This window comes from Georgenia thermotolerans (assembly GCF_009193185.1).
In the GTDB taxonomy this organism is placed as follows: Bacteria; Actinomycetota; Actinomycetes; order Actinomycetales; family Actinomycetaceae; genus Georgenia; species Georgenia thermotolerans.
In genome coordinates this window covers 23,744-49,589 of sequence record NZ_VUKF01000036.1, presented here as the reverse complement: position 1 = coordinate 49,589, position 25,846 = coordinate 23,744, and the positions used below count along the sequence as shown (strand labels likewise).

Annotated in this window: 23 protein-coding genes and 1 riboswitch; of the genes, 8 read left to right on the top strand and 15 right to left on the bottom strand. The window is 74.5% G+C overall.

The window, feature by feature from the left end; translation table 11 throughout:
• Positions 1-71: 71 nt before the first annotated feature.
• Positions 72-1,496, bottom strand: coding sequence for an FAD-binding oxidoreductase (locus GD970_RS15845; protein ID WP_226925389.1), 1,425 nt, complete (start codon positions 1,494-1,496; stop codon positions 72-74).
• 213 nt (positions 1,497-1,709) lie between these two features.
• Here GD970_RS15845 and proB point away from each other — a divergent pair, with 213 nt between their 5' ends.
• Positions 1,710-2,855: a glutamate 5-kinase gene (gene proB / locus GD970_RS15840; protein ID WP_152203869.1), complete on the top strand. Its 1,146-nt coding sequence runs from the start codon at positions 1,710-1,712 to the stop codon at positions 2,853-2,855.
• A 102-nt stretch (positions 2,856-2,957) separates the two neighbouring features.
• A riboswitch (SAM riboswitch) is annotated at positions 2,958-3,083 on the top strand.
• Between the two features lie 291 nt (positions 3,084-3,374).
• Positions 3,375-4,457: an LLM class oxidoreductase gene (locus GD970_RS15835; RefSeq protein WP_152203868.1), complete on the top strand. Its 1,083-nt coding sequence runs from the start codon at positions 3,375-3,377 to the stop codon at positions 4,455-4,457.
• Between the two features lie 166 nt (positions 4,458-4,623).
• Here the strand turns inward: GD970_RS15835 and GD970_RS15830 are convergent, their stop codons facing one another.
• Positions 4,624-5,955: an HNH endonuclease signature motif containing protein gene (locus GD970_RS15830; protein ID WP_170297294.1), complete on the bottom strand. Its 1,332-nt coding sequence runs from the start codon at positions 5,953-5,955 to the stop codon at positions 4,624-4,626.
• Between the two features lie 155 nt (positions 5,956-6,110).
• Positions 6,111-8,102, bottom strand: coding sequence for an ABC1 kinase family protein (locus GD970_RS15825; RefSeq protein WP_152203866.1), 1,992 nt, complete (start codon positions 8,100-8,102; stop codon positions 6,111-6,113).
• Positions 8,103-8,359: 257 nt separating this feature from the next.
• On the opposite strand from GD970_RS15825, the gene GD970_RS15820 reads away from it, so the two are divergent.
• Positions 8,360-9,355, top strand: a complete 996-nt coding sequence (locus GD970_RS15820; protein WP_152203865.1) for a TIGR03557 family F420-dependent LLM class oxidoreductase — start codon at positions 8,360-8,362, stop codon at positions 9,353-9,355.
• A gap of 28 nt (positions 9,356-9,383) precedes the next feature.
• Here the strand turns inward: GD970_RS15820 and ku are convergent, their stop codons facing one another.
• The 11 genes from ku to GD970_RS15765 form a co-directional block, all read right to left on the bottom strand.
• The gene (ku, locus tag GD970_RS15815; protein WP_152203864.1) at positions 9,384-10,517 is read right to left on the bottom strand and encodes a non-homologous end joining protein Ku; all 1,134 of its coding nucleotides are present in this window, start codon (positions 10,515-10,517) and stop codon (positions 9,384-9,386) included.
• 444 nt (positions 10,518-10,961) lie between these two features.
• Positions 10,962-11,459, bottom strand: coding sequence for a CoA-binding protein (locus GD970_RS15810; protein ID WP_152203863.1), 498 nt, complete (start codon positions 11,457-11,459; stop codon positions 10,962-10,964).
• Positions 11,456-12,949, bottom strand: a complete 1,494-nt coding sequence (locus GD970_RS15805; RefSeq protein ID WP_152203862.1) for an O-acetylhomoserine aminocarboxypropyltransferase/cysteine synthase family protein — start codon at positions 12,947-12,949, stop codon at positions 11,456-11,458. The genes GD970_RS15810 and GD970_RS15805 overlap by 4 nt, the downstream gene beginning before the upstream one ends.
• On the bottom strand, positions 12,946-14,205 hold the full coding sequence (gene sfnG, locus GD970_RS15800) for a dimethylsulfone monooxygenase SfnG (RefSeq protein ID WP_152203861.1): 1,260 nt from the start codon (positions 14,203-14,205) through the stop codon (positions 12,946-12,948). Before sfnG ends, GD970_RS15805 begins: the two co-directional genes overlap by 4 nt.
• Positions 14,202-16,238, bottom strand: a complete 2,037-nt coding sequence (locus GD970_RS15795) for an AMP-binding protein (RefSeq protein WP_152203860.1) — start codon at positions 16,236-16,238, stop codon at positions 14,202-14,204. Before GD970_RS15795 ends, sfnG begins: the two co-directional genes overlap by 4 nt.
• A gap of 2 nt (positions 16,239-16,240) precedes the next feature.
• Positions 16,241-17,176, bottom strand: a complete 936-nt coding sequence (locus GD970_RS15790; protein WP_226925388.1) for an ABC transporter permease — start codon at positions 17,174-17,176, stop codon at positions 16,241-16,243.
• Positions 17,173-18,201: an aliphatic sulfonate ABC transporter substrate-binding protein gene (locus GD970_RS15785; RefSeq protein WP_405002587.1), complete on the bottom strand. Its 1,029-nt coding sequence runs from the start codon at positions 18,199-18,201 to the stop codon at positions 17,173-17,175. Before GD970_RS15785 ends, GD970_RS15790 begins: the two co-directional genes overlap by 4 nt.
• Positions 18,202-18,296: 95 nt before the next feature.
• On the bottom strand, positions 18,297-19,121 hold the full coding sequence (locus GD970_RS15780; protein WP_152203859.1) for an ABC transporter ATP-binding protein: 825 nt from the start codon (positions 19,119-19,121) through the stop codon (positions 18,297-18,299).
• 212 nt (positions 19,122-19,333) lie between these two features.
• Entirely contained in the window at positions 19,334-20,125 is a 792-nt protein-coding gene (locus GD970_RS15775; RefSeq protein WP_152203858.1) for an alpha/beta hydrolase family protein, read from the bottom strand.
• Positions 20,122-20,949, bottom strand: coding sequence for an alpha/beta fold hydrolase (locus GD970_RS15770; protein WP_152203857.1), 828 nt, complete (start codon positions 20,947-20,949; stop codon positions 20,122-20,124). The genes GD970_RS15775 and GD970_RS15770 overlap by 4 nt, the downstream gene beginning before the upstream one ends.
• A gap of 160 nt (positions 20,950-21,109) precedes the next feature.
• Positions 21,110-21,631 carry a MarR family winged helix-turn-helix transcriptional regulator gene (locus GD970_RS15765; protein WP_152203856.1) on the bottom strand — a complete coding sequence of 174 codons (522 nt, stop codon included), beginning with the start codon at positions 21,629-21,631 and terminating at the stop codon, positions 21,110-21,112.
• 320 nt (positions 21,632-21,951) lie between these two features.
• Here GD970_RS15765 and GD970_RS15760 point away from each other — a divergent pair, with 320 nt between their 5' ends.
• From GD970_RS15760 to GD970_RS15740, 5 genes are all read left to right on the top strand, one after another.
• On the top strand, positions 21,952-22,710 hold the full coding sequence (locus GD970_RS15760) for an NADPH-dependent F420 reductase (RefSeq protein ID WP_226925387.1): 759 nt from the start codon (positions 21,952-21,954) through the stop codon (positions 22,708-22,710).
• Between the two features lie 199 nt (positions 22,711-22,909).
• The gene (locus tag GD970_RS15755) at positions 22,910-23,542 is read left to right on the top strand and encodes an NADPH-dependent F420 reductase (RefSeq protein ID WP_152203855.1); all 633 of its coding nucleotides are present in this window, start codon (positions 22,910-22,912) and stop codon (positions 23,540-23,542) included.
• A gap of 9 nt (positions 23,543-23,551) precedes the next feature.
• Entirely contained in the window at positions 23,552-24,157 is a 606-nt protein-coding gene (locus GD970_RS15750) for a molybdopterin-dependent oxidoreductase (RefSeq protein WP_152203854.1), read from the top strand.
• A complete protein-coding gene (locus GD970_RS15745; protein WP_152203853.1) occupies positions 24,127-24,870 on the top strand; it encodes a ferredoxin reductase in 744 nt (247 codons plus the stop codon). Before GD970_RS15750 ends, GD970_RS15745 begins: the two co-directional genes overlap by 31 nt.
• Entirely contained in the window at positions 24,870-25,151 is a 282-nt protein-coding gene (locus GD970_RS15740) for a DUF6510 family protein (RefSeq protein ID WP_152203852.1), read from the top strand. Before GD970_RS15745 ends, GD970_RS15740 begins: the two co-directional genes overlap by 1 nt.
• Here GD970_RS15740 and GD970_RS15735 read toward each other — a convergent pair.
• The gene (locus tag GD970_RS15735; protein ID WP_152203851.1) at positions 25,138-25,749 is read right to left on the bottom strand and encodes a mycothiol transferase; all 612 of its coding nucleotides are present in this window, start codon (positions 25,747-25,749) and stop codon (positions 25,138-25,140) included. The two genes, GD970_RS15740 and GD970_RS15735, sit on opposite strands and share 14 nt — an antisense overlap.
• Positions 25,750-25,846 lie beyond the last annotated feature (97 nt).

The window sequence follows — 25,846 nt, the reverse complement described above, 5'->3', positions numbered from 1 at the left end:
CGCCCGCGCGGCCCGACGCCCGCGCGGCCCGACGCCCGCGAGGCCCGGCGGCCGCGCGGCCCGGCGCGCCCCTACGCCGGCGGGATGTTGTGGTTGAGGTGAAAGAGGTTGCCCGGGTCGTACCGGCGCTTGAGCGCGGTCAGGCGCTCGAGCTTGTCCGGGCCCCACACCGTCGCGGCCTGCGCGCGGCGCTCGACCGCCTGCACCCGGTGCTCTCCCGGGGGCCCCGCGGCCTCGGCGCCCAGGAAGTTCGTGTAGGTCCCGCCGGTCGCGAACGGCTCCATGTCTGCGGCCAGGCCCCGGACGAAGGCCACGCGGGCGTCGTCGTCGGCGGCGTCCTGCCAGTAGCCGTAGACGTTGAGCCAGAACCGGGCGCGGCGGGTGGGGAAGGCGGTGGCGTCCTCGGGCACGCGGCCGTAGGCACCGCCCATGTGGTGGATGTCGAAGGCGGTGCCGCGCCAGCGCTGCTCGGCGGCCCGGAGGACGAGGGTCTCCACGACCTCGTCGTCCATCCGGTCGAAGGAGGTGTTCTTCCAGTAGGCGCGCGAGCCGCGCGGGAACAGCTCGTCCGCGGCCGACTGCCAGGCGGTCCACGCCGTCGGCTCGACGACCTCGGCGTCCGGCGTGACCGCCGCGCGCAGCGGTTCCAGCACCCGGGCGCCCTCCGCGCGATCCGCGCCCGCCCAGGCGAAGCCGACGAGCATCAGCGGGACGGAGCCGAGCTCCCAGGCGGGCGGCGGCACGAGGAAGGTCACGATGGACTGCATGAGGTCGGGCAGGTCGCGGGTCCACTCCTCCCAGGCCAGCAGCGCGTCGAGCCAGCGGTCCTCGCCGTAGACGAGGTTTCCGGCGAAGAGCTCGTGCGGCAGCGGGTGGGCCAGGAACGTGAAGGAGGAGACGACGCCGAAGTTGCCGCCCCCGCCGCGGATGCCCCAGAACAGCTCGGGGTTCTCCTCGGCGCTGGCGTGCAGCGTCCCGCCGCCGGCCGTGACGACGTCGGCGGCCAGGAGGTTGTCGATGCTCAGCCCGTGGGCGCGGGTCAGCCAGCCGATGCCGCCGCCGAGCGTGAGCCCGGCGACGCCGGTCATCGAGACCACGCCGAGGGGCACGGCGAGGTCGTGGACGGAGGTGGCGGCGTCGACGTCGGCGATCGTGGCGCCGGGCTCGGCGTGGACCGTGCGGGACGCGGGGTCGACGCTGACGAAGTTGAGGCTGCCCAGGTCCAGGACGATGCCGTCGTCGACCGTGCCGTTGCCGGCGACGCCGTGCCCGCCGCCGCGCACGGCCAGCGGCAGGCCGGCCTCCTTGGCGAACTCGACGACGGCGCCGATGTCGCCCGCGGTGGCGGCGCGGACCACGGCGACCGGGCGCCGGTCGACCATGCCGTTCCAGACCCGGCGGGCCTGCTCGTAGTCCGGGTCGCCGGGCAGGTACACCGCGCCGCCCACGCGCCGGGTCAGGGCCTCGAGCATCGGCCCGGATGCTGACGTGCTCACGGCGACCACCGCCCCTGGGTCCGCCCGCGGGTGCCGTCGGCCCCGCGTCGCGGCCACCGATCGGTCCGTCTCCCTCGCCGGCTACCGCGCGACGACCGCCTGGCTGCTGTCGGGCCGATTCTTCCCCGGGGGCCGGAGGGGGACAAGTGTTGCGCGGCGAAGCGGGCGCGCGCCGTGGACGCCCGGCGCGGACCGCGCCGCGGGTGCGGGATGATGAGGGCCGTGAACCTGCCGCTGACCAGCCGTACCGAGCTGCCCACCGCCGAGCGGATCGTCGTGAAGGTGGGGTCGTCCTCGCTCACGGCCCCGGACGGGCGCCTGGACCTGTCCGCCGTCCACCACCTCGTGCAGGTGCTGGCCGACCGGCGCGCCGCCGGGCAGCAGGTCGTCCTCGTCTCCTCCGGGGCCATCGCGGCGGGCATCATGCCGCTCGGTCTGCCGGGCAAGCCCAAGGACCTGGCGACGGCGCAGGCCACCGCCAGCGTCGGGCAGGGCCTGCTGGTGGCGCGCTACACCGAGGCGTTCGCCTACCACGGCCGCCGGGTGGGGCAGGTGCTGCTCACCGCCGAGGACCTCATCCGCCGCACCAACTACGCCAACGCCCAGCGGGCGCTCGAGCGGCTGCTCACCCTCGGCGTCGTGCCGATCGTCAACGAGAACGACACGGTGGCCACCGACGAGATCCGCTTCGGCGACAACGACCGGCTCGCCGCGCTCGTCTCCCACCTGGTCCGCGCCGACGCGCTCGTGCTGCTCACCGACGTCGACGGCCTCTACGACGGGCCGCCCTCCCGGCCCGGCACCCGCCTGATCCGGGAGGTGCGCGCCGGCGCCGACCTCGCCGGGGTGGAGGTGACCGGGCGCGGCAGCGACATCGGCACCGGCGGCATGATCACCAAGCTCGACGCCGCCTCCATCGCCACCGGCGCGGGCATCCCGGTGGTGCTCACCTCCGCCGCCAACATCGCGCCCGCGCTCGCGGGGGAGGAGGTGGGCACCTGGTTCGCGGCCACCGGGCGCCGCAAGTCCGCCCGCCGGCTCTGGCTGGCGCACGCGGCGCAGGTGCGCGGCCGGCTGCACCTCGACGCCGGCGCGGCGCGCGCCGTGACCGACGGCAAGCGGTCCCTGCTGGCCGCGGGCGTCGTCGGCGTCGACGGCGACTTCGAGGCCGGCGACGTCGTGGAGCTGGTGGGCCCCGACGGCGTCGTCGCGCGCGGGCTGACCGCCTACGGCGCCGCCGAGATCCCGCACATCATGGGCAAGTCCAGCCATCAGTTCGTCGACGACTTCGACCAGCACCCGCGCGCCGTCGTCCACCGCGACGACCTGGCGCAGGTGCGGCCGCGCCGGCGGCGCTGACGGCGACAGGCGCCGGCCCTGACCAGGCGTTCGACCACCTCGCGAGACGCGCGGTCCGGATTGTTGACACCTGAACTACGCCTCGCCTAGGTTCGATCACGAGGTTCAGAGCACCAGTGCGCACCACGTGCGCTAAGCCCCGGCTTGCTGGTCGGCAACCCCCCACGTGCTGGGGGTGCCCCGGGTGATGACCTGGCCCCACGGTCCGCGTGGGGCAACGCACGGCACCTCCAGGTGCATGAGCACGAAGGAACCAGAACGACGATGAACACGCACCCGAGCCCCAGGCAGATCGCTCTCTCGCCTCGCCGCTCCATGTGCATGTCCATGTGCTGTCGTTCGCGAATGTCCGCCTGACGACGTTCCCCGCGATGCCCCGGCGCTGAGTTGCGCCGACGCATCACCCCTGCCCCAGAGCCCCCTCGCCGGGTGCGTGACACACCGCGGCCTGGGACCGGCCGGGCGGGTCTCCTTCCTGCTTTCCGCGCCTCGCGCGACGACACCTCTGGATGTGCACCCATGTCTGTCTCCCTGCTGCCTACCCGCAACGCCCGACCGTCTGCCGCCACGGCCACCATCGGCCTCGACCTCACCGGTCTCGGCGTGAGCGGCGCGACCGACGGCTTCTCCGCCGACCTGCCCGTCGAGAAGGCCGACCTGGCCCGCCTGGCCTCCTACACGCGCTCCGCCCACCGCGGCGGCGTCTCCTTCGTCTCCCTCGGCGAGCAGTTCCGCCTGCGCAGCGACCGCGTCGTGCGGCGTGACTCCTGGCTCGACCCGGTGGTCGCCGCCCGCCGCATCAGCCCCCACGCGGCCGCGGGCCTCGTGCCCAGCGTCCCGGTGCGCGGCGCCGACCTGTCCCTCGTCGCCGGCGAGCTCGCGCAGATCAGCGCGACCGGCGGGGCCTGGGCGGGTCTGCAGGTCTCCGACCACAACGGCGACACCGACGCGCTGGCGCGCACCCTCTCGGGTGTGACCGGCACGCTCCCGCGTCGGGCGGGCGCCCCGAAGGCCGCGCGCCCCCGCGTCTGCGTGCCGGTGAGCACCGAGTCCGAGGTGGAGGTCGCCGGGTCCTTCGCCGACGTCGTGCGCATCCGCGAGCAGGACCTCGAGTGGGCGCGCGAGCTGCGCTACGCCGTCCGCGCCGCCGCCCGGGCCGCGGGCCGCGAGAACGTGCGCGTGCTCGTCGACCTGCACGCGGTGATCTCCGCCGACCGCGCCAGCGCCGAGGCGCGGGCCGAGCTCGTCGCCGACATCGACGGCGAGGACGCGCCGTGGCGGGACGCGCTCAGCGCGGTGGGCACCCCGGGCGACGTCGCCGACCTCATCCAGACCTGGGTGCAGGCCGGGGCGGCCGACGGGTTCGTCGTCCTGCCCGGGTCGCTGCCCGCCGACGTCGTGGGCCTGCTGCGCGGGGTGCTGCCCGAGCTGCGCGCCCGCGGCCTCGTCGCGGAGGAGACCGTGGCGAACGCGCCGACGGCGCAGCGTCCCGCCGCGCGGCCGGCCGCTGATGGCCAGGGCGCCGGGGTCGGCGCCGCTCGGCGGCGGACGACCACCGGCGCGCGCCCGGGCGGCCAGCTCGCGGCCGTGCCCGTCGCCTGAGCACACCACGACGCGCGCGTCCGTCCCCTCCGGCAGGGGAGGAGACGGACGCGCGACCCGTGGCGTGGCCGGACGCACGGCCTCGGCAGGGAGGGACCGACGCGCGGCCCTGGCCGGGCGCTGTTGCCCCGAGCCCGTGGCGGGAACCCGGTGACGAGGGGGTGTCTCAGGCGGCGACGCCGGTCTCGCCGATGACGCTGCCGTCGGTGCGCACGAAGCGCCAGCGGTCGAGGAAACGGTGGATCGCGATGCGGTGCAGGTGCACGTAGTCGTGGTGGTACCAGCAGAGCAGCACGCCCTTGCCGACGTCGGTGGGCCCGTCGTGCGCGTACCAGTACAGGCTGTGGTGGATCTCGCCCTCGTACGGCGGGGCGTCACAGCCGGGGTACTGACATCGCCGGTCCCGGGCGATGATGGCCCGCGCCTGGGCGGCGGTGTAGAGCCGCTCCTCCCGCCCGAGGTCGAGAACCTCGGAGTCGGGGCCGAAGACCACGCGGTGGAGCTGGCTCTGGCAGGCCAGCCGGGCCAGCTCGGCGTGCGGGATCGGCGTGCCGTCCTCGAGCGTGGCCGGCTCGGCGCCGGCGAGAACCTCGGGGTCCAGCGCGGCGGGGATGACGTCGAGCGGCTGCGTCTCCAAGGAGCCGCCGCCGAAGGGGGCCCCCGGGTCGCTCGGCGCCTCGTCGCAGTCGGCGGGCCTCGAGGCGACGACCATGCGCAGCAGGGTGTCGATGGGCACGTGGACCGCCAGGTGCGGACGGATCCGGGCCCCGGGCTTGAGTGTGCCGCCGTCCAGGGCGAGGCGAACGAGGGAGCCCAGGGCCCCGGCGCGGCGCTGTGCGACGGTGCGGGTATCGTCCGCGGCCGGCACGCCCACGCGCGCGTCGAGGGCCGTCACCAGTGCCATCCCGTCGATCTTCGACAGCCACCCCGCCAGGTGGTAGCCGCCGGTGGTCTCCGCGATGGTGAGCTCGGCGCGGTCGCCGTCGTCCTTCCACGCCCGGTCCGCGGCGTCGGGATCGGTCCTGACCGCCCAGTGCCTCACGATCTGGGTGAAGTCCCCGGCGTCGAGCTCCTTGGCGCGCGCCACGAGGAACTCCTCGCCCATCTCGTCGTCGCCGAGCTGGTCCCGGCGGAGGGGGCTGTTCGTCGTGTGCCGGATCAGGGCGGCGACGTGGTCCGGCCCGATCTCACCGCCCGCCAGCGCCTTCGCCGTGGCCGGGAGCCGATCGCGCAGCACGCGGGCCTGGCGCACCTGCCGCCGGGCGGTGCTGGTGTGCCGGCCGCTGACGTTGCGGTACCAGGCGGCGAACGATCGCGCGCCGGTGGTGGCCCAGAGCCCGTCGGCCTCGGCCGCCGCGAGGGCCTTGGCGTTCAGCCCCTCGAGCTGGCGCTGCAGCGTCTCGATGCGACCGACGGTATCGAGCAGTGCCTGGGACGGCAGGCCTTGGAGGTCGACGGCGTGCAGGTCGCCCAGGAGGGTGCCGACGTCGTCGAGCATTGCGGCCACGCTGGGGGAGGACGCAGGACCCGACACGGTGCCCACACCTCCCGTCGCCATCGACGTGCTCGAAACTATGTTCGACGATGATCCCCAACGTATCGGGCGGCGGTGACGCCGGCCAGCAGGTCGGCCACAGGTGTGGACAACGGGGGTCAGGGTTCCTCGCGGCGCAGCACGATGATGAGGACCCGCAGCACGAGCACCACGGACACGAGGAACAGGGTGGTGCCGAGCACCGTGTAGAGGCTCGCGTCCGCCGTCACCATCGGGCCGCCCTTGATGGTGAACAGGACGACGGACATCATTCCCGCCGTCGCGGCCAGCACCGTCAGGAGCGTGCGATGGACGAGGTTGGTGACGATGCGCCGGTCGCGGGCGTCGGCGAACAGGCGCACGTTGGCGCTCAGGCGCCCGTGCTCGACGGCGTCGGCGATGCGGTCCACCCGGTGCGGCAGGCGCCGGAGGATGGGCAGCAGCGCACCGAGCTCCTGCTCCATCGTCTCCTTGAGCTGGGTCGGGCCGAGCATCGCCGTCATCCGCTTGCGGCCCATCGCCTTGGCTTCGGTGACCAGGTCGTAGCCGGGGTCGATGGCGCGCAGCGTGCCCTCGAGCGTGGCCATGGCGCGGAACACGGCCGCGACCTCGGGCGGCACCCCCAGGCGGAAGTCGTTGATGAGGCCGAACAGCGAGGTGAACGCGGCGGCGCCGTCGACGCCGCCGCCGGCCGTGAACCGGAGGATGAGCACGCCCAGGGCCTGCTCGAGGCCGCGCTCGTCCACGTCCTCGGGCCGCTCGACGAGCTCGAGGAGCGCGTCGGTCGCCGCCATCGAGTCACCGGTGCCGATGGCGGCGAGGAACTGGCCCATCGCCCGGCGGGTCTTCGCGCCCAGCCGGCCCACGGAGCCGAGGTCGAGCATGCCCAGGCTGCCGTCCGCGCCGACGAGGACGTTGCCCGGGTGGAGATCGACGTGGAAGATCCCGGTCTGCAGCAGCTGGTCGACGACGGTCTGGAGCAGGGTGTCGGCGATGCGCCGGCGCTCCTGCTCATCGAACCGGGCGAGCACCTGCTGAGCCGCGCCGAGGGGGACGCCGTCGAGCCGCTCCATGACCAGCACCTGGCTCCCGCTGAGCGGGGCGACAGGGATGGGCACGCGGATGTGCCCGCCGTTGCCGTCGGCCAGCCCGGCGGCGACGCCGAGCATGTTGTCCCGTTCGATGCGGAAGTCGAGCTCCTCGCGCAGGGCGGCCGCGAAGCCGGCGGCAAGCTCGCGCACGCCGAGCGCCGGGCCCCAGTCGGTGCGGGCGTCGAGCGTGGCCGCCAGCCGGCACACGATGTCGAGGTCGCGGTCGACGTCGTGGGCGATCTCGGGCCGCTGCACCTTGACGACGACGCGCTCGCCGGTGCGCAGCCGCGCGGCGTGGACCTGCGCGATGGAGGCCGAGGCGAGGGGCGTGGGGTCGACGTCGGCGAAGAGCTCCTCCGGGTCCCGCCCGGTCTCGCGCCGGATCTGGTCGCGGACCTGCTCCCACGGGATCGGGGCGGCGCCGTCCTGCAGCTGCGCGAGCTCGGCGATGAACTCGGCGGGCAGCAGGTCGTGGCGGGTGGAGAGCTGCTGGCCGAGCTTGACGAAGGTGACCCCGCCGTCCTCCAGCGCCCGGCGCAGCGCCCGGGCCAGCTCCCGACGTTCGGCGCCCGTGCCGAGCGCCAGGTGGCGCCGCCCGCGCAGGAACCGTGCCAGGCCGTGACGGGTGGCGATCTGCAGGATCTCGACGTAGCGCCCCGAGCGGCTGAGCCGGGCGCGCCAGCTGCGCCACAGGTCCAGCGGGCCGGGGACCGAGCCGTCCGGGACCAGCACCTCGGCGATCACCAGCAGCACCATGGCCACGACGAACGCGAACACCGTGAGCAGGGCGAGGTAGAGCAGGACCTCCGTCGTGGCGGCGCCGGAGGGGTCGCTGGCGGCCACCGGCTCGTCGACCAGGGAGTCGAGCAGGGGCCTGGCGATAAGGAGCGCCACGACGGCCGCGACCGCGGAACGCAGGAACGACACCCGCACCCCGAGCAAGCGGCGCACGATCGCGACGAGCACGACGACGCCGACGACGTAGCTGACCGCGGCGAGGATCCAGAGGACGAAGCCCATGGTCGCAGTGTGGCAGCGAGCCCGCCCGCCGTCGTCCGGAAATCGGGGACGGGGCCGCCGGCGCCGGGCGACGCCGGCCCCGGACGACGCCGCCTCGGACGACGCCCAACGGGACGACGCCGCCCGGGACGCCCCCGGACGTCGGGGCCCGGGGTGGACCCCTACCGGCGGGCGCACAAGGGAGAGCGCCACGTCTGCGCGGGCGGGTCGCGAGGCCCGGGGTGCCGCTCCCCGAGGCCCGTGTCAGCCTGGGAGGCATGGTGCGATTCGGGTACACGCTCATGACCGAGCAGAGCGGGCCGAAGGAGCTCGTCAGCTACGCCGTCGGCGCCGAGCGCGCCGGCTTCGACTTCGAGGTCTCCTCCGACCACTACTTCCCCTGGCTCGACGAGATGGGACACTCGCCCTACGCCTGGACGGTGCTCGGGGCGGTCGCGCAGGCCACCGAGCGCGTCGAGCTCATGACCTACGTGACGTGCCCGACCATGCGCTACCACCCCGCCGTCGTCGCCCAGAAGGCGGCCACCCTGGCGGTGCTCTCCGACGAGCGGTTCGTCCTCGGCCTGGGCGCGGGGGAGAACCTCAACGAGCACGTGGTCGGCGAGCGCTGGCCGGCGGTGGGGGAGCGCCACGACATGCTCGAGGAGGCGCTCGTCATCATTCGCCACCTGCTCGACGGCGACCACCTCACCTTTGACGGCGACCACTTCCGGGTGGACTCGGCGCAGCTGTGGGACCTGCCCGAGAGCCCGGTGGAGATCGGCGTCGCCGTGTCCGGGGAGCAGTCGGTGCACCGGTTCTCCGACATGGCCGACCACCTCATCAGCACCGAGCCGAAGGCGGAGCCGCTGAAGCTGTGGCGTCAGCTGCGCGCCGACGCCGACCTCCCCGCGTCCCGGGCGCTCGGCCAGATCCCCATCTGCTGGGACCGCGACGCCGACGCCGCGGTCGAGCGCGCGCACCGGACGTTCCGGTGGTTCGGCGGCGGGTGGGGCGTCAACGCGGACCTGCCCACCACCCGGTCCTTCAAGGACGCTACGCAGTTCGTCCGGCCGGAGGACGTGGCCGCCTCCATCCCGTGCGGGCCCGACCTGGACGCGGTGGTGGAGGCGGTCTCCGCGTTCTGGGAGGCCGGGTTCACCGACATCGCCCTGGTCCAGATCGGTGACGAGGGCCAGCAGGCGTTCCTCGACGAGGCCGCCGGGCCGCTGCTCGAGAAGCTGCGGGCGGCCGCGCCGGCCGACGAGGGCTGAACGCCGCCTCCAAACGGCCAGCTGCCGCTCAGGCGGTCTTCTTGGCCGGCGCCTTCTTGGTGCGGGTCGTCGTCTTCTTCGCGGCGGGCTTCTCCTCCGCCCCCTCCCCGCTCGCCCGCGTCGCGGTGCTTCGCCGCGTCGGCGCCTTCCGGGCGGGTGCCTTCTCGGCGGTCTGGCGTGCCGACGTCTTCTCGGCGGTCTTCCGCGCCGGGGCCTTCTCGGCCGCCGTCGCCTTCTCCTCGGCGCTCTTCCGGGCGGGCCGCCTCGTCCCGGTGCTCTTGCGCGCGGGCTTCTCCTCGTCAGCCTCGTCGGCCTCGTCCGCCGGCGCCTCTGCGGGGGCCTCGTCGTCGGTGCCCGTGCGCCGGCCTCCCGACTTGCGGCTGCGCGAGGCCTCCACGGAGCGGCGCAGGGCCTCCATGAGGTCGAGCACCTCGCCGCCCTCCTCCTCGCCGGTCTCGCCGAAGGTCTTCTCCGTGTCGACCGCCTCGCCCTGCTCGAGCTTGGCCTGGACGAGCTGGCGCAGCTCGACCTGGTACTCGTCCTCGAACTCGTCGGGGTTGAAGTCGGACTCGAAGCTGGAGACCAGGGCGGCCGCCATCTCCATCTCCTTCGAGCTGAGCTTGACGCTCTGCTCGAGCTCGGGGAAGTCCGCCTGGCGGACCTCGTCCTCCCACAGCAGCGACTGCAGCACGAGGACGTCCCCGCGCACCCGCAGCGCTCCCAGGCGGGTCTTCTCCCGCAGGGTGAAGTTCACGATCGCCGTGCGGTCGGTCTCCTCGAGGGTGCGGCGCAGCAGCACGTACGACTTCGTCGACTTCGAGTCCGGCGCCAGGTAGTACGGCTTCTGGAACATGATCGGGTCGAGCTGGTCCGAGGGGACGAACTCCAGCACGCTGATCTCGCGGGACTTCTCCACCGGCAGCGCGTCGAAGTCCTCCGCGGTGAGGATCACGGTGCGGTCGCCGTCGTCGAAGGCCTTGGCGATGTCCCCGTAGTCGATGACCTTGCCGCACACCTCGCAACGGCGCTGGTAGCGGATGCGGCCACCGTCGGCGTTGTGCACCTGGTGCAGCTCGACGTCGTGGCTCTCCGTGGCGCTGAAGAGCTTGATGGGCACGTTGACCAGGCCGAAGCTGATCGACCCCTTCCAGATCGCGCGCATCGTACGCTCCTCTCGACGCCGGTACCTCGTCCCAGTCAACCCGGCGGGCCCCGGCGGTGCCACCGGAATCGGGACGATTTGCGCGAAAGGTCGCGGTTTTGGGCGTGCGGCTGGCGTCCCGGCCTCGTGGAGACCCGGTGGACCGGGCGGGGGGACGCCACGTGGCCGACGGCGGCAGCTCGGCGCCGGGGCATCGCGGGGACGTCGTCAGGCGGCGGTCGGCACAGTGGCGTCACTTTCGTCCGGCTATGCCTGACGGAAGTGACGCCACAAGCAGGATCGAGGCCGGAAGCGTCGCGGCGGGGCCGCAACGCGCGTCGTGCGTGGCGCGCGTCGTGAGCGGCGCGCGTCGTGAGCGGCGCGCCTCGGGCACCGGCCGGCACAGCCAGACCGGCCCCGGCGCCGCACGGGCGCCGGGGCCGGCCAGGGCAGAACGCAGCGGTGTCAGGCGCGGACCTGGCGCCGCGAGGAGATCACCCCGGTGTTGAAGCCCGCCAGGTGCAGGCCACCGTGGAAGCGGGCGTGCTCGATCTTCACGCAGCGGTCCATGACCACCTCCAGGCCCGCCGCCTCGGCGCCGCGGGCGACATCCTCGTGCCAGGACCCCAGCTGCAGCCACAGGGTCTTGGCCCCGACGGCGACGGTCTCCTCCAGCACCTGCGGCAGGTCGTCGTGGCGGCGGAAGACGTCGACGAGGTCGGGCGCCTCGGGCAGGTCCGCCAGCGAGGGGTAGACGGGCCGGCCCAGGATCTCCTTGGCCACCGGGTTGACGAAGTACACCCGGTACGGGGTGGAGGAGAGCAGGTAGGTCGCCACGAAGTACGAGGCGCGGGAGGGCTTGTCCGACGCCCCGACGATGGCGATCGAGCGGGTGCGGCGCAGGATGGCGAGCCGTTCGGGGGCGGAGGGCCCCACCCAGGTGCGCTCGGCGGTGGCGGTCATGCGCGGGCTCCTTCGATGGTGCAGGCGGCGCCCGCCTGGATGGATGCGACGCCGGCCGGGACGGAGGCGCCGGCCGGGACGGTGGCATCAGCGGCCGGGCCGGCCGGGATCCCGGCGTCGCCGGGAGCGTCGGGGGCGCCCGCGGCGTCCCACTCGGCGACGACGTCGGCCGGCGCGCCGTCGCGGGTGCGCCCGGTGGCCCGGGTCAGGGCCTGGTCGAGGTCCCACAGGATGTCCTCGAGGTCCTCCAGGCCGACGGAGAGCCGGATGAGGTCCCCACGCACCCCCGCGGCGTCGAGCTGCTCGGTGCTCAGCTGCCGGTGCGTCGTCGAGCCTGGGTGCAGCACGAGGGTCTTGGCATCGCCGACGTTGGCCAGGTGGCTGGCCAGCTGCAGCGACTCGATGAACCGCTCGCCCACCGCCCGCGCGTCCTGCCCGTCGGGCGCGGCCACGCCGAAGGCGAAGACGGATCCGACGCCCAGCGGGAGGTACCTGCGCGCCCGCTCGTGGTGCGGGTGCGAGGGCAGGCCGGCGTAGTTGACGTAGGCGACCCGGGGGTCGGCGTCGAGCCAGGCCGCCACCTGCGCCGCGTTGGCCAGGTGGGCGTCCATGCGCTGGGGGAGGGTCTCGATGCCCTGCAGCAGCTGGAACGCCGCCTGCGGGGACAGCGAGGGCCCGATGTCGCGCAGCTGCTCCGAGCGCAGCTTGGTGAGGAAGCCGTACTCGCCGAAGTTCCCCCACCAGGAGATGTTGCCGTAGGAGGGGACCGGCTCGGTCATCGTCGGGAAGTTGCCGTTGCCCCAGTCGAACCGGCCGGACTCGACGACGACGCCGCCCAGGGTGGTGCCGTGCCCGCCGAGGAACTTCGTGGCCGAGTGGATGACGATGTCCGCGCCGTGCTCGAACGGCCGGATGAGGTACGGCGTGGACAGCGTGGCGTCGACGACCAGCGGGACGCCGGCGCCGTGCGCGACGGCGGCCAGCCCCTCCAGGTCGGCGACCTCCCCGGACGGGTTGGCCACGATCTCGGTGTAGATCGCCTTGGTCTCCGGGCGCAGCGCGGCGGCGAAGTCGGCCGGGTCGGTGCCGGGCACGAACGTCGTCTCCACCCCGAAGCGGCGCAGCGTCACGTCGAGCTGGGTGACCGTGCCGCCGTAGAGCTGGGCGGAGGCGACGATGTGGTCGCCGGCCTGGACCAGCGCGGCGAAGGTAATGAACTCCGCGGCCATGCCCGACGACGTCGCCACCGCCCCGATGCCGCCCTCCAGCGAGGCCACCCGCTCCTCGAGCGCGGCGACGGTGGGGTTGGAGATGCGCGAGTAGATGTTGCCGTACTTCTGCAGCGCGAAGAGGTTGGCGGCGTCGTCGGCGTTGTTGAACACGAACGACGTCGACTGGTAGATGGGCACCGCCCGCGCGCCGTGCTCGGCGTCGGGCGTGCCGCCGGCGTGCAGGGCGCGGGTGCGGAACCCGAACTGGCGCTCACTCATCGGGCGCTGACCTCCGTCAGGATCGAGGTGGGAGTCGCGGGCGCGGCACCCGCGGGGGTTGCGGGCGCGGTGCCCGCCGGGGTGGTGGTCACGGCCGCTGCGGCGCGGTCGAGGTCGACGGCGGGCAGCAGGTCGGTGTCGAGCTCGGTGCCGTGCTGGCGGGCCAGGTCGGCCTCGAGCTCGCGGACGATCGGCAGGACGTCGCGGCCGAACGCGACGATCTCCTCCTGGAAGTGCAGGTAGCAGGTGAGGAAGAGGTTCACCCCGATCGCCTTGTAGGCGACGATCCGCTCGGCGATCTGCTCGGGGGTGCCGATGAGCTGGGTGCGGAAGCCGTCGTTGTACTGCACGAGGTCCTCGAAGGTGGAGTCCTCCCACATGCCCTTGCCGTCCTGGGTGGCCTGCCCGGCCTCCTTGACGGCCGAGGCGAAGCCCTCGACGGCGGGCCGGTGCGCCTTGGCGACGATCTCGCGCAGGGTCTCGCGGGCCTCGCGCTCGCTGTCGCGGGCGATGACGAACCCGTTGAGGCCGAAGCGCGGGTGGCGGCCGGCCTCGGCGGCCGCCCGGGTGACGCCGGCGATGTTCTCCTTGAACCCCTCGAGGTCGCGGCCGTTGGAGAAGTACCAGTCGGCGGTGCGGCCGGCGGCGCGCTGGGCGGCGGTGGAGTTGCCGCCGAAGAAGATCTCCGGGTGGGGTCGGCCCGGCACGGCCACCGGCGGCGGGTTGAGCGTGAAGTCGGTGATGTCGTAGTACTTCCCGGACTGGGAGTAGCCCTGCTCGGTCCACAGCCCGCGCAGCACCCGGATGAACTCCTCGGTGCGCACGTACCGCTCGTCGTGCTCGAGCCACGGCAGGCCGAAGCCCGTGAACTCGTCCTTGAGCCAGCCGGAGACGATGTTCACCGCGGTGCGGCCGTGGGAGAGCTGGTCGGCGGTGATGATGAACTTCGCCAGCACCCCGGGGTGCCACATCCCGGGGTGGACGGCGGCGATGACCTTCAGCCGCTGGGTGGCCAGCAGCAGGGCCAGGGAGAAGCTCGTCGCCTCGTGCTGCTTGTCCGCGCCGTAGCTGGCCGCGTAGCGGGTCTGGGTCAGGGCGTACTCGAAGCCGCTGTCCTCGGCGATGCGGGCGAGGGTGGCGTTGTAGTCGTAGTCCCAGCTGGTGCGCTGCTCGATGGTGGAGACGACCAGGCCGCCCGAGACGTTGGGGACCCAGTACGCGAACTTCAGCGGGGTCGCGTAGTCGATGGTGGTCATGAGTTGTCCTTCCAGCTGGCCACCGCGTCGGCGATGGCAGGGATGGCGGGCGCGTTCTGCAGGGAGGTGGTGTCGCCCAGCTCGGTGCCCTCGAAGAGCTGGGTGAGGAGGCGCCGCATGATCTTCCCGGAGCGGGTCTTGGGCAGGTCCGGGACGACCGCGACGTGCGCGGGCTTGGCGATGGGGCCGATCTCGTGGCTGACGTGGGCCCGCAGCACGGGCGTGACGTCGGCGAGGGGCACGCCGTCGTGCAGGACGACGAACGCGGTGATGGCGTGCCCGGTGCGCGCGTCCGCCGTCGGGGCCACGCCCGCCTCGACGACCCACGGGTGGGCCACGAGCGCAGACTCGATCTCGATGGTGGACAGGCGGTGGCCGGAGACGTTGATGACGTCGTCGACCCGGCCAAGGATCCAGATGTCGCCGTCGGCGTCGACCTTCGCGCCGTCGCCGGCGAGGAACCAGCCCTGCTCGGCGAAGGCGCGCCAGTAGGAGTCGAGGTAGCGCTGGGGGTCGCCCCACACGGTGCGGGCCATCGACGGGCCGATCTTGTCGACGACGGCGAGGCCGTGCTCGCCGGGGGCGAGGTCGGCGCCGTCCTCGGCGACCACCCGCACGCTGACCCCGGGCACCGGCCGGGTGGCGCAGCCGGGCTTGGCGGTGGCGCCGTCGTCGAACTGGGCATCGCCGGGGCGCGGCGACAGGATCGTCGCGCCCGTCTCGGACTGCCACCACGTGTCCACCACCGGGGCGGTGCCGCGGCCGACCTGGGCGCGCAGCCACCGCCACGCCTCGGGGTTGATCGCCTCGCCGACGGACCCGAGGAGCCGGACGGAGGACAGGTCGTAGGTGGCCGGGACGCCGTCGGGGAAGGCGGCCATGAGCGAGCGCACCAGCGTGGGGGCGGTGTAGTAGGTGGTCACCCCGTAGCGCTCGATGATCTCGAAGTGCCGGCCCGGGTGCGGGGTGGTCGGCGTGCCCTCGTAGATGACCTCGGAGACGCCGTTGGCCAGCGGCCCGTAGATCTCGTACGTGTGGGCGGTGACCCAGGCCAGGTCGGCGGTGCACCAGTGGACGGTGCTCTCGACCTTGGCCGGGTCGTTGACGGCGGCGAGCTCGTCGGGGCGGGCCACGCCGTCCTCGCCGGTCGTCTCGGGCAGCAGGTCGAAGAGCAGGGCGTGGGTGTAGGCCGCCTGGACCAGGTAGCCGCCCATCGTGTGCACCAGGCCCTTGGGCCGCCCGGTGGTGCCGGAGGTGTAGATGATGAACAGCGGCGTCTCGGCGTCGAAGGCCCGGGGGACGTGGACGTCGCTCTGGCCGGCGAGCAGGTCGTGCCACCAGATGTCCCGGCCGGGGGTCCACGGGACGTCGGTCTCGCCGGTGCGGCGCACGACCAGCACGTGCTCGATGGCGTTCTCGCCGGAGACCGCCTCGTCGGCGGCGGCCTTGACCGGCACGGCGGCCCCGCGGCGGAACTGCCCGTCGGTGGTGACGAGCACCTTGGCGCCGGTGTCCTCGACCCGGAAGCGCAGCGCCTCGGCGGAGAAGCCGCCGAAGACGAGGGAGTGCACGGCGCCGATGCGGGCGCAGGCGAGGGTGATGATCACCGTCTCGGGGATGACCGGCAGGTAGAGGACCACCCGGTCGCCGGCCTCCACGCCCAGGCTGAGCAGGGCGTTGGCGGCGCGGGAGACCTCCCGCTGGAGCTCGGCGTAGGTGTAGGTGCGCCGGTCGCCCGGCTCGCCCTCGACGTACAGGGCGATGTGGTCCCCGCGGCCGGCCTCGACGTGGCGGTCGACGCAGTTGTAGGCGACGTTGAGGGTGCCGCCCTCGAACCAGCCGATCTCCGGCACGCTCCAGCGGACGGTGCCGTCGGGCTCGGTGCCGACGGCGGCGGGCGGCTGCCAGCGGTGGGTGGTGTGCCACGGGGTGGCCCAGTCCAGGCGGCCGGCCTGGCGGGCCCAGAAGTCGATGCGGGCCTCGTCGGAGACGAGGGCGGGGTTCGGGGCGGGTGCGCTGATGGTGGTGGTCATGGTCAGGCCCACTTCGTGATCGCCCAGCGCTCGAAGACGCCGAGGACGGCGTCGGAGAGCTTGCCGAGCACGGCCAGCAGCACGATCGCGAGGAGCAGGCGGTCGGTGCGGCCGTTGTTCTGGGAGTCGGTGAGGAGGAAGCCCAGGCCCATCGACGCGGCGATGAGCTCGGCGGCCACGAGGAAGAGCCAGCCCTGGGCCAGGGCCAGGCGCAGGCCCGAGATGATCGCGGGCAGGACGGCGGGCAGCTGCACCGTGGTGAGCAGGGACAGCCCGCGCAGGCCGAAGGCGCGGCCGGCCTCGACGAGGTGGCGGTCGACGTGGCGCAGGGCCCCGGAGACGGTGGTGAACACCGGGAAGAAGGCGCCGATGGCCACGAGGGTGACCTTGGAGTCCTCGCCGATGCCGACCCAGATGAGCAGCAGCGGCACCCACGCCAGCGACGGCACGGCACGGAAGGCGCCGACGGTCGGGCCGAGGAGCACCTCGGCCCGGCGGGACAGGCCCAGCAGGGCCCCGAGGGCCAGGCCGAGGGAGCCGCCGACGGCGAAGCCGAGCAGCACCCGCTGGGTGGAGATCTGCACGTGGGTCCACAGCTCGCCGCGGGCGAGCAGGTCCGCGCCGGCCTCGAGGACCCGCAGCGGGGCGGGCAGCTCGACCGCGCTGAACACCCCGGCGGTGGACAGCACGTGCCAGGCGGCGACGAGCACCGCGGGCAGGACGAGCCCGGCCAGCGCGCCGAGGCCGCGGCCCGGACGGCGCGCGGCGTCCGGGGCGGCGGGGGAGCCGGGCTCGGCCCCGGTGCCCGGGCCGGTGCCCGGGCCGGTGCCCGGGCCGGTGCCCGGGCCGGTGCCCGGGCCGGCGACCGCCGAGGCGCCGGTGGCGAAGGTCCCGATCCCGGTGCCGGCGACGACCGTCTCGCGCCCCGCCCCGCTCACTGCTCCTCCAGCGCGCCCGCGACGCGGGCCGGGTCGGCCTGCTCGGCCAGGTCGGGGTGGACGATCGTCTCGAGGGCGTCGTCGACCTGCTGCTGGTTCGCCACGTCGCCGTTGGCGACGAAGAACGGGCCGATGCCGCGCAGGACGTCCAGCTGCTTCTGGCCCGGGACGTTGTCGATGTCGAGGTGGGTGCGCTCGAGCACGGCCGTGGCGACCTCGGGGTCGATGTCGGCCTCGGTGGCGAGGATCTGCGCCGTCTCCTCCGGGTGCTCCAGCGCCCACTGGCGGGCGTGCTCGTAGACGTCGACGACGGTCTGGGCCACCTCGGGCTGGTTCGTCAGGAAGTCCTCGGTGGCGTTGAGGAAGCCGTAGGTGTTGAAGTCGATGTTGCGGTAGAACAGCACGTCCCCGCCGCGCTCGGCGTCGGCCATGATCGGGTCGAGGCCGGCCCAGGCGTCGACGTCGCCGTTGTCCAGGGCGCGGCGGCCGTCGGCGTGCTGGAGGTTCTGGACGGTGACGTCGCCCGGGGCGACGCCGGCCTCGTCGAGGGCCTGGAGGAGCACGAAGTAGGGGTCGGTGCCCTTGGTGGCCGCGACCGACCTGCCGGCGAGGTCGGCGACGCTGGCGACGCCGGAGTCCGGCCGGGTGACCAGCGCGGACCACTCCGGCTGGGAGTACAGGTCGATGACCTGGATGGGGCTGCCGTTGGACCGGGCGAGCAGCGCCGCGGAGCCGGCGGTGGAGCCGACGTCGACAGCGCCGGCGCGCAGGGACTCGTTGGCCTTGTTCGACCCGGCCGAGAAGACCCAGGTGACCTTGACGTCCTCGCCGAGGGCCTGCTCCAGCCAGCCCTTGTCCTTGATGACCAGCGACAGCGGGTTGTAGGTGGCGTAGTCGATCTCGAGGGTCTGGGCCTTGGTCGTGGTCCCGGATGCCTTGGCGTCCTCCCCGGCGGAGCAGCCCGCCATCATGGCGCCGGCGGCGGCGAGGGCGGCGACGGCGGACACGGTGCGGGTGCGGGACACGGGTGGACCTTTCTGGTGGGAGAGGGCCGCGCGGTGGCACCGCGCGGCGGTCGACGGCGCCGGTGCGGCGCCGTCGGCGGATCAGTGGTGGTGGGTCAGTGGTGGGCGCGCTCGACGCCGAGGGCGGCGAGAAGGTCGCCGCGCAGCGCGGCGAGTGCCGCCGAGGACCGGTCGCGCGGCCGGGCGCCGGGGACGGTGACCACGGAGCGGACGCCGGCCGGCCCCGCGGCGTCGTCCCGGCCGAGGACGAGGACGCCGTCGGCGAGCTGGAGCGCCTCGTCGACGTCGTGGGTGACGAGCAGGACCGTGGTCGGCTCGGCGGCGTGGACGTCGAGCAGCAGGTCCTGCATCTTCAGGCGGGTGAGGGCGTCGAGGGCACCGAACGGCTCGTCGAGGAGCAGGACACCGGGGGTGCGGGCCAGGGCGCGGGCCAGCGAGGCGCGCTGCGCCATGCCGCCGGAGACCTCCCGCGGCCGGTGGCCGGCGTGGCCGGCGAGGCCGACGAGCTCGAGGAGGCGGTCGACGACGGCGGCGCCGGCCCGCCGGCCGGTGCCGCGGGGCAGGCCGAGGGCGACGTTGTCGCGCAGGGTGCGCCACGGCAGCAGCCGGGGCTCCTGGAAGGCGACGGCGCAGCGGGCGTCGATCCCGTTCACGGGCGTGCCGTCGACGCTCACGGCGCCGCCGCTCGCCGTCTCCAGCCCCGCGGCGATGCGCAGCAGCGTGGACTTGCCGCAGCCGCTGGGGCCCAGGATGGCGACGACCTCGCCGGGGGCGACGGCGAAGGAGACGTCGGTGAGCACGGTGCGGGCGACGCCGCCGCTGCGGAAGGTCTTCTCGGTGCGCTCGAACCGGACCTCCAGGGCGCGCATCGTGGAGGTGCGCTCCTCGGCCGCGGGGGGCGTGAGCACGCTGGCGGTCATGGTCACCTCCGGACGCCGGGCACGGCGCCGGGCGCGACGTGCATCGGTGGGGATCATGTCGTCGCCGGTCAGGGCGGTGCCGCGCGCGGGACGGAGAATCTCGCCATGTGGCACGGCGGGGGTGCGGCGGCGTCCCGATTCTCAGCCGGCGGGCACAGCGGCGGGCCGGTCGGAGGGTGCGGTCGTGCGCCGGCGGCGGGGCGGGCGGGGAGTCAGGAGGGCGCGGCGGCGAGCCAGCCGGCCAGCTCCGCAGGGCGGGACAGGTAGGCGCAGTGGCCACCCGGCACCTCGGCGGCCGTGAGACCGAGGCGCTCGCGAACCATCGCCCGCAGGAAGGCGGCGGGGAAGAACCGGTCGTCGCGGAAGAGCACGTACGACGTCGCCACGTCGGGCCAGGCGGCCAGCGGCCAGGGGTCGGACATCACGGCCATGGTCTGGTCCCGGGTGCGGCGCAGGGCCTCGGCCGCCAGCTGCGGATCGACGTCGTGGAAGAAGGTCTCCATCAGCCACGCGTCGGGCTCAGGCTCGCCGTCGTCAGCCGGGGCGCCGGGTTCGGGTTCGACATCGTCAGCGCAGGTGCCGGGCTCGCCATCCGTGGCCCGCGGGCCGTCCGGCCCGCCGGCATCGTCCGCCGTGCCCGCCGTCGCGGCCCGCGTCGCCGCCTGGTACCCGGAGGCCTCCCACCACTCGCTCCCGGTCTCACCCGGCCGGGGCACCATGGCGGCGGCCAGCACGAGGTGCTGGGCGCCCAGCCGGGCGGCGACCAGGGGCGCGGTGAAGCCGCCGAGCGAGTGACCGACCACCACGAGCCGGTCGCGCGCCACCCCCGCTTCCTCCACGGCGTCCACGACGGTGTCCGTGTAGGCGGCGAGCCCGGCGTCGTCGTCCTCGCACGGCAGGTCCGGCGCGATGACGTGGTGCCCACGGGTCTGCAGCTCGGCGGCCACCCGGTGCCACTCCCAGCCGCTGCCGCCGGCCCCGTGGACGATGGCGTAGGTGGTCACGGGCGCTGGGGGAGCTGTCCCGCGACGATGCGGTCGACGAAGTCGGTCACCACCGGCGCCACCGCCGCCGGGACGAGCGCGTGGTGGTCGCCCTCGACCGTGCGGTGCTCGGCGCCGAGGGCCTCGGCGGCACGCCGGGCCGACTCGGCCAGCTCGGGCCACGTGCCCCGCCCGGCGAGGACGAGGACGGGCACCGTCAGGCCGGCCGCGAGGTCGGCCGGGTCCTCGTGCTCCGACGTCACCGCCGTGTCGTAGGCGAGCGACCGGGCCATCGCCGTCATGCGACCCCAGCCCGGCGACTGCCGGAACTGCGCCACCATCTCCGCGGGGAGCCCCACGGCGCCGGTCTGGAACAGCGCGACCGCCTCGTCCCCGCGGCCCTCCGTGGCGAGGTCCCACAGCCGCTGGGGCAGGTCGGCAGGGAGCCCCCGGGCGCCGGGGTGGGGGAGGAACGGCGGCTCGAACATCACGACGGCCGCCACGGGCAGGCCGGCCGCGGCGGCCACGGCCCCGAGGATGGCGCCCGAGGAGTGCCCGAGCAGGACCACCGGGCCGCCGACGGCCGCGATGACCGCCCGCAGGTCCGCCAGCTCGCGGGCCACCGCGCCGTCGAGGGCGTCGGCGTTGTCCCCGCTGCCGCCGCGACCGCGCCGGTCGTAGCCGACGGTCAGGCCGCTGGGCGCGAGCGCCTCGGCGAGGGCCACGAGGTCCGTGCGGTCGGCGAGGGCCGGGGTGAGCAGAACGACCGGCGGCCGGCCGGGCACCGGGTCGCCATGGCGTTCGAGGACGAGCGGGGTGCCGTCGTCGGCGGTGACACGTTCCACGGCTCTGGTCCGTTTCGCTCGGCAGCGGGTGGCGAGGTGCCGTCCTGGCTCGGACGACGGGGACGTCGTGCGACCGGCTCGTCGACTCGGCGGTGAGGGCCGGCAGCATCACCACGCTAGCCGCTGACGAGGCGTGAGGGCCGCGATCTCCCGGCGGGAATCAGTCCGTCGCCGGGGCGGCCTCCTTGCCCGCGCGGGCCGCTCCGCAGGAGCGCAGCCGGTTCTCGGGGTCCAGCTTCGGCACGATCTTGTCGAAGATCGCCTTGAGCTGGCGCGTCTGGGCCGGGGAGAGGTCCTCGAAGATGAGCGAGCGCACGAGGTCGACGTGCCCGGGCGCGGTGGCGACCACCTTCTGCCAGCCCTCGTCGGTGAGCACCGCCATGGTGCTGCGCCGGTCGCCCGGGACGGGCTCGCGCTTGACCCAGCCGCGCTGCTCGAGGCGGTCCACGAGGTGGGACAGGCGTGACATGCTCAGGCTGGCCATGTGCGCCAGCTCGCTCATCCGGATGGCCCGCCCGGGCGCCTCGGAGAGCGCGGACATCGCGGCGTACCCGGCGTGCGTGAGCTCGGCGTCGCGCTGCAGCTGGGCGTCCAGGGCGCCGGGGAGCAGCAGGATCGCCGCCATGAGCGACCGCCAGGCAGACTCCTGCTCCGCCGTCAGCCACTGGGTCGTCTCGTCCATGGCCGGCAGTCTACCGCCCGGAAAATTGACGATTCAAACAAAAGAGTGGTGGACGGGCGCAAGTCGACGGGTGCCGGCAGGCCTCGTCGGCCGGCGCCGACGAGCCTCGCGGGCCGGCGCCGACGGGCCTCTCGAGCCGACGCCGACGGGCCTCGCGGGCCGGAAGGGTGCGCGCCGGCGCAAGTGGTTGACGCTTCAAGTTCATGGGTCTACCGTCTTAGTTGTCGGTTCAAGCAATCGGTGAGGGCCGGCGGGCGCGTACGGCCGCCGGGCTTCTCGGCGCCGGCTGCACCATCCGCACCTTCCGACAGGAGAGACCCATGGGCCTGTTCGACCGCTTCCGCCGCGGGAAGACCCCCGCGGCGCCCGCTCCCGAGGCCACCCCGGCCTCGGAGACCACCCCGACGCCGACCCCGGCGCCGTCGTCCAGCACCTCAAGGAGCAGCAAGATGACCGCCATCACCATCATCGGCGCGGGCAACATGGCCCGCGGCATCGCCACCCGCGCCCTCGCCGCCGGGCACGACGTCCAGGTCCTCGCCCGCGACGAGGCCAAGGCCGCCGCCCTCGCCGGCGAGCTCGGTGGCGCCACCTCCGGCGCCCAGACCGCCCCGATCACCGGCGAGATCGTCGTCCTCGCCCTGCCCTACGACGCGAACCTCGCCGTCGCCGGGGAGCGCCGCGACGACCTCGCCGGCAAGGTCGTCGTCGACATCTCCAACCCCGTCGACTTCGCCACCTTCGACCGCCTCGTCACCCCGGACGACTCCTCGGCCGCCCAGGAGATCCAGAAGGCCATCCCGGCCTCCAAGGTCGTCAAGGGCTTCAACATCGTCTTCGCCGGCACCCTCGTCGCCGGTCAGGTCGCCGGCGAGAAGCTCGACGTCGCCCTGGCCGCCGACGACGCCGAGGCCAAGGACGCCGTCGCCGCCCTGGTGGAGTCCGCCGGGATGCGCGCCATCGACGCCGGCCCGCTCAAGCGCGCCCACCAGCTCGAGGGCGTCGGGTTCCTGCACATGGCCGTCCAGGGCCAGCTCGGCAACACCTGGAGCACCGCCGTCAAGATCATCGGCGCCTGACGCCACCTCCGGCCGCGTCTGACGCCACTTCCGGACGGAGCCTGACGCCACCTCCGGACGGCGGCGCCACCGGCCCGCGCCGCGCACCATCGCGCGGCGCGGGCCGGTGCCGTCCTCCGGGGGATGCCGGAGCGCCCGCGCGGACGCATCATGGCTCCCGAGGCGACGCGACGGGGCGGCGCCGGGAGGAGGGGCGGCGATGAAGATCAGCATCATCGGCACGGGGAACATGGGCCGGGCGATCGCCACCAGGGCGGCGGCCGGCCACCACGAGATCCAGATCGTCGACCGCGACCGCGGGCACGCCGAGGCCCTCGCGCAGGAGCTCGGCGGCAACGCCACGGCGGCCCAGCTGGGCGAGACGCTCACCGGCGACGTCGTCGTCCTCGCGCTGTACTACCAACCGGTGATGAGCGTGATCAAGGACTACGGGCCCGAGCTGGAGGACAAGGTCGTCGTCGACATCACCAACCCGGTCGACACCGAGACCTTCGACGGCCTCGTCACCCCGCCGACCTCCTCGGCCGCCGAGGAGATCCAGAAGAAGCTGCCCGGCTCGCGGGTGGTCAAGGCCTTCAACACCACCCTCGCCGGGCCGCTGACGGCGGGGGAGGTGGACGGCCACCTCCTCGACGTCTTCGTCGCCGCCGACGACGAGGACGCCAAGGCCGCCGTGACCGACCTCGTCGAGTCGGCGGGGCTGCGGGCCCTCGACGCCGGGCCGCTGCGCCGCGCCCACGAGCTCGAGGCGCTCGGCTTCCTCCAGATGACGATGCAGGCCGGGCTGGGCAACACCTGGAGCACGGCCATCAAGGTGCTCGGCACGTCGTAGGGGGCGGCCATGTCCTTCGTCTCGCGCGGCTTCACCGGCCGCCGGCGCGCCGGCCCGCCCGGCCGCCTCCCGCCGGGGCAGTACGACGTCGGCGAGGGCTTCCCGGTGCTCTCCGCCGGGCCGACGCCCCACACCCCGCTGGAGGAGTGGGACTTCACGCTCCGCGGCGAGGTGGACCACCTGCGCCGGTGGACCTGGGAGGAGTTCCGCGACCTCCCGCGCGCGGCCCCCACCGTCGACATCCACTGCGTGACGAGCTGGTCGAAGCTCGACACCCGCTGGGAGGGCGTGTCGGTGGACACCCTGCTCGACGGCGTCGACACCCCGGCCGAGTTCGCCGTCGCCTTCTGCGACGGCGGCTACACCACCAACCTGCCGCTGGCGGACCTGCGCGGCGGGCGGGCGTGGGTGGTCGACACCTTCGACGGCGCGCCCCTGGACCCCCAGCACGGCGGCCCGGCCCGGCTGCTCGTGCCCCACCTGTACTTCTGGAAGTCGGCGAAGTGGGTGCGCGGGCTGACCCTCACCCTGCGCGACGCGCCGGGGTTCTGGGAGACGTTCGGCTACCACAACCGCGGGGACCCATGGCGCGAGCAGCGGTACGCCGGCGACTGACCTGGCAGCGGGCCGAGGTGAGCGGCACCCGGCGCGAGAGCGCCCGGGCCTGGCGCCTCGGCCTCGCGCCGCCCGACTGGCCCGGGCACGTGCCCGGCCAGCACCTCGACGTGCGGCTGACGGCGGAGGACGGCTACACCGCCCAGCGCAGCTACTCCATCGCCTCCGCCCCGCGGGCCGGGCACGTCGAGCTCGTCGTCGAGCGCCTCGACGACGGCGAGGTCTCGCCCTACCTCACCGACGTCCTGGTCCCCGGCGACCTGGTCGAGCTGCGCGGCCCGATCGGCGGGTACTTCGTCTGGCCCGACGACGCCGCCGCCGTCCAGCTCGTCGCGGGCGGCTCGGGTGTCGTGCCCTTCCTCAGCATGCTCGCCGCCCGCCGGCAGCGGGGCGCCGGCGGGGAGGTCCGGCTGCTCTACTCCGCCCGCACGCTGGAGGACGTCATCGGCCGCGAGGAGCTGGCCGAGCCCGGCGCCGGCGCGCAGGTGGTCCTCACCCTGACCCGCGGCGCCCCGGCGGGCTGGGCCGGGCCCACCGGCCGGGTGGACCGGGCGATGCTGGCCGCGCACGCGCTGCCCGCGGCGGCCCGCCCCCGGGTGCTGGTGTGCGGGCCGACCGGGTTCGTCGAGGCGGTGGCCCGCGAGCTGCTCGCGCTGGGCCACGAGCCCGCGCAGGTGCGGACCGAGCGGTTCGGAGCGACCGGAGGACAGTGATGGACGAGGACCCCCAGGAGCGCCGCCTCGACGGCAACGCGGCGGCCGGCCCGCTGGCCGAGCTGTTCACGGTGGACCTGGCCGCGGCCGTGGCCACCTGCGCCGGGTGCGGCTCGGCGGCGCCGCTGGCCGCGCACCTGCTCTACGCCGACGCCCCGGCGCTGGTGGTGCGCTGCCCGAGCTGCAGCGGCGTGGTGCTGCGCTTCGGCTCCGCCGACGGGCGGCTGCGCCTCGACCTCACCGGGGCGCGGCTGATCACCGTCGACCTCACCGACGCGTGACGGTGCGCCGTGGGGGCCACGGCGCGTCCGCCGCCGGCCCGCTCACGGGCCGCCACTCCTCCGGCGGGTCCTCCCCGACGCGGCCGTCGACGGCCTCGCGGATGAGGTCGGCGTGCCCGGTGTGCCGTCCGTACTCCTCGAGGAGGTCGCACAGGAGCCGGCGCAGGCTGGCGTGGTGGCCGGCGCCGTCGGCCACGTGCACGAGCTGGTCCGGCCCGCCCTCGGCCAGGGCCGCGGCGAGGCGGTCGTGCGACCGGTCGACCGCCTCGTCCCAGAAGGCGTAGAGCCGCTCGGGCGGGTCGTCGGCGGCGGAGGTGAACGGCCAGTCGTCGTCGCCGTCCCAGAGCGTCGCCCACGGCTCGCCCAGGCGCTCCCCGCGCAGCTTGGCGGTGAAGAGGTTGTCCTCCACGACCGCGAGGTGCTTGAGCAGGCCGCCGAGGGTGAGCGCGGACGCCCCGACGCGAGCCTGGAGCCCGGCCGCGTCGAGGCCGTCCGCCTTCCACCGGAACGTCATGCGCAGCCGGTCCAGGGCGCCGAGCAGGTGCTCGACCTCGGTGCCGGCGAGCGGCGGTTCCCACGGCGGGGGAGCGGCGTCCATGACGGGACGGTAGCCCCCGCACGCTCCGCCCCGTCGCGAGTTGACGACCGAGGCGGCGTCGGGCAGGTGGCGGGCGGCGCGGGTCACCGCTCACCGA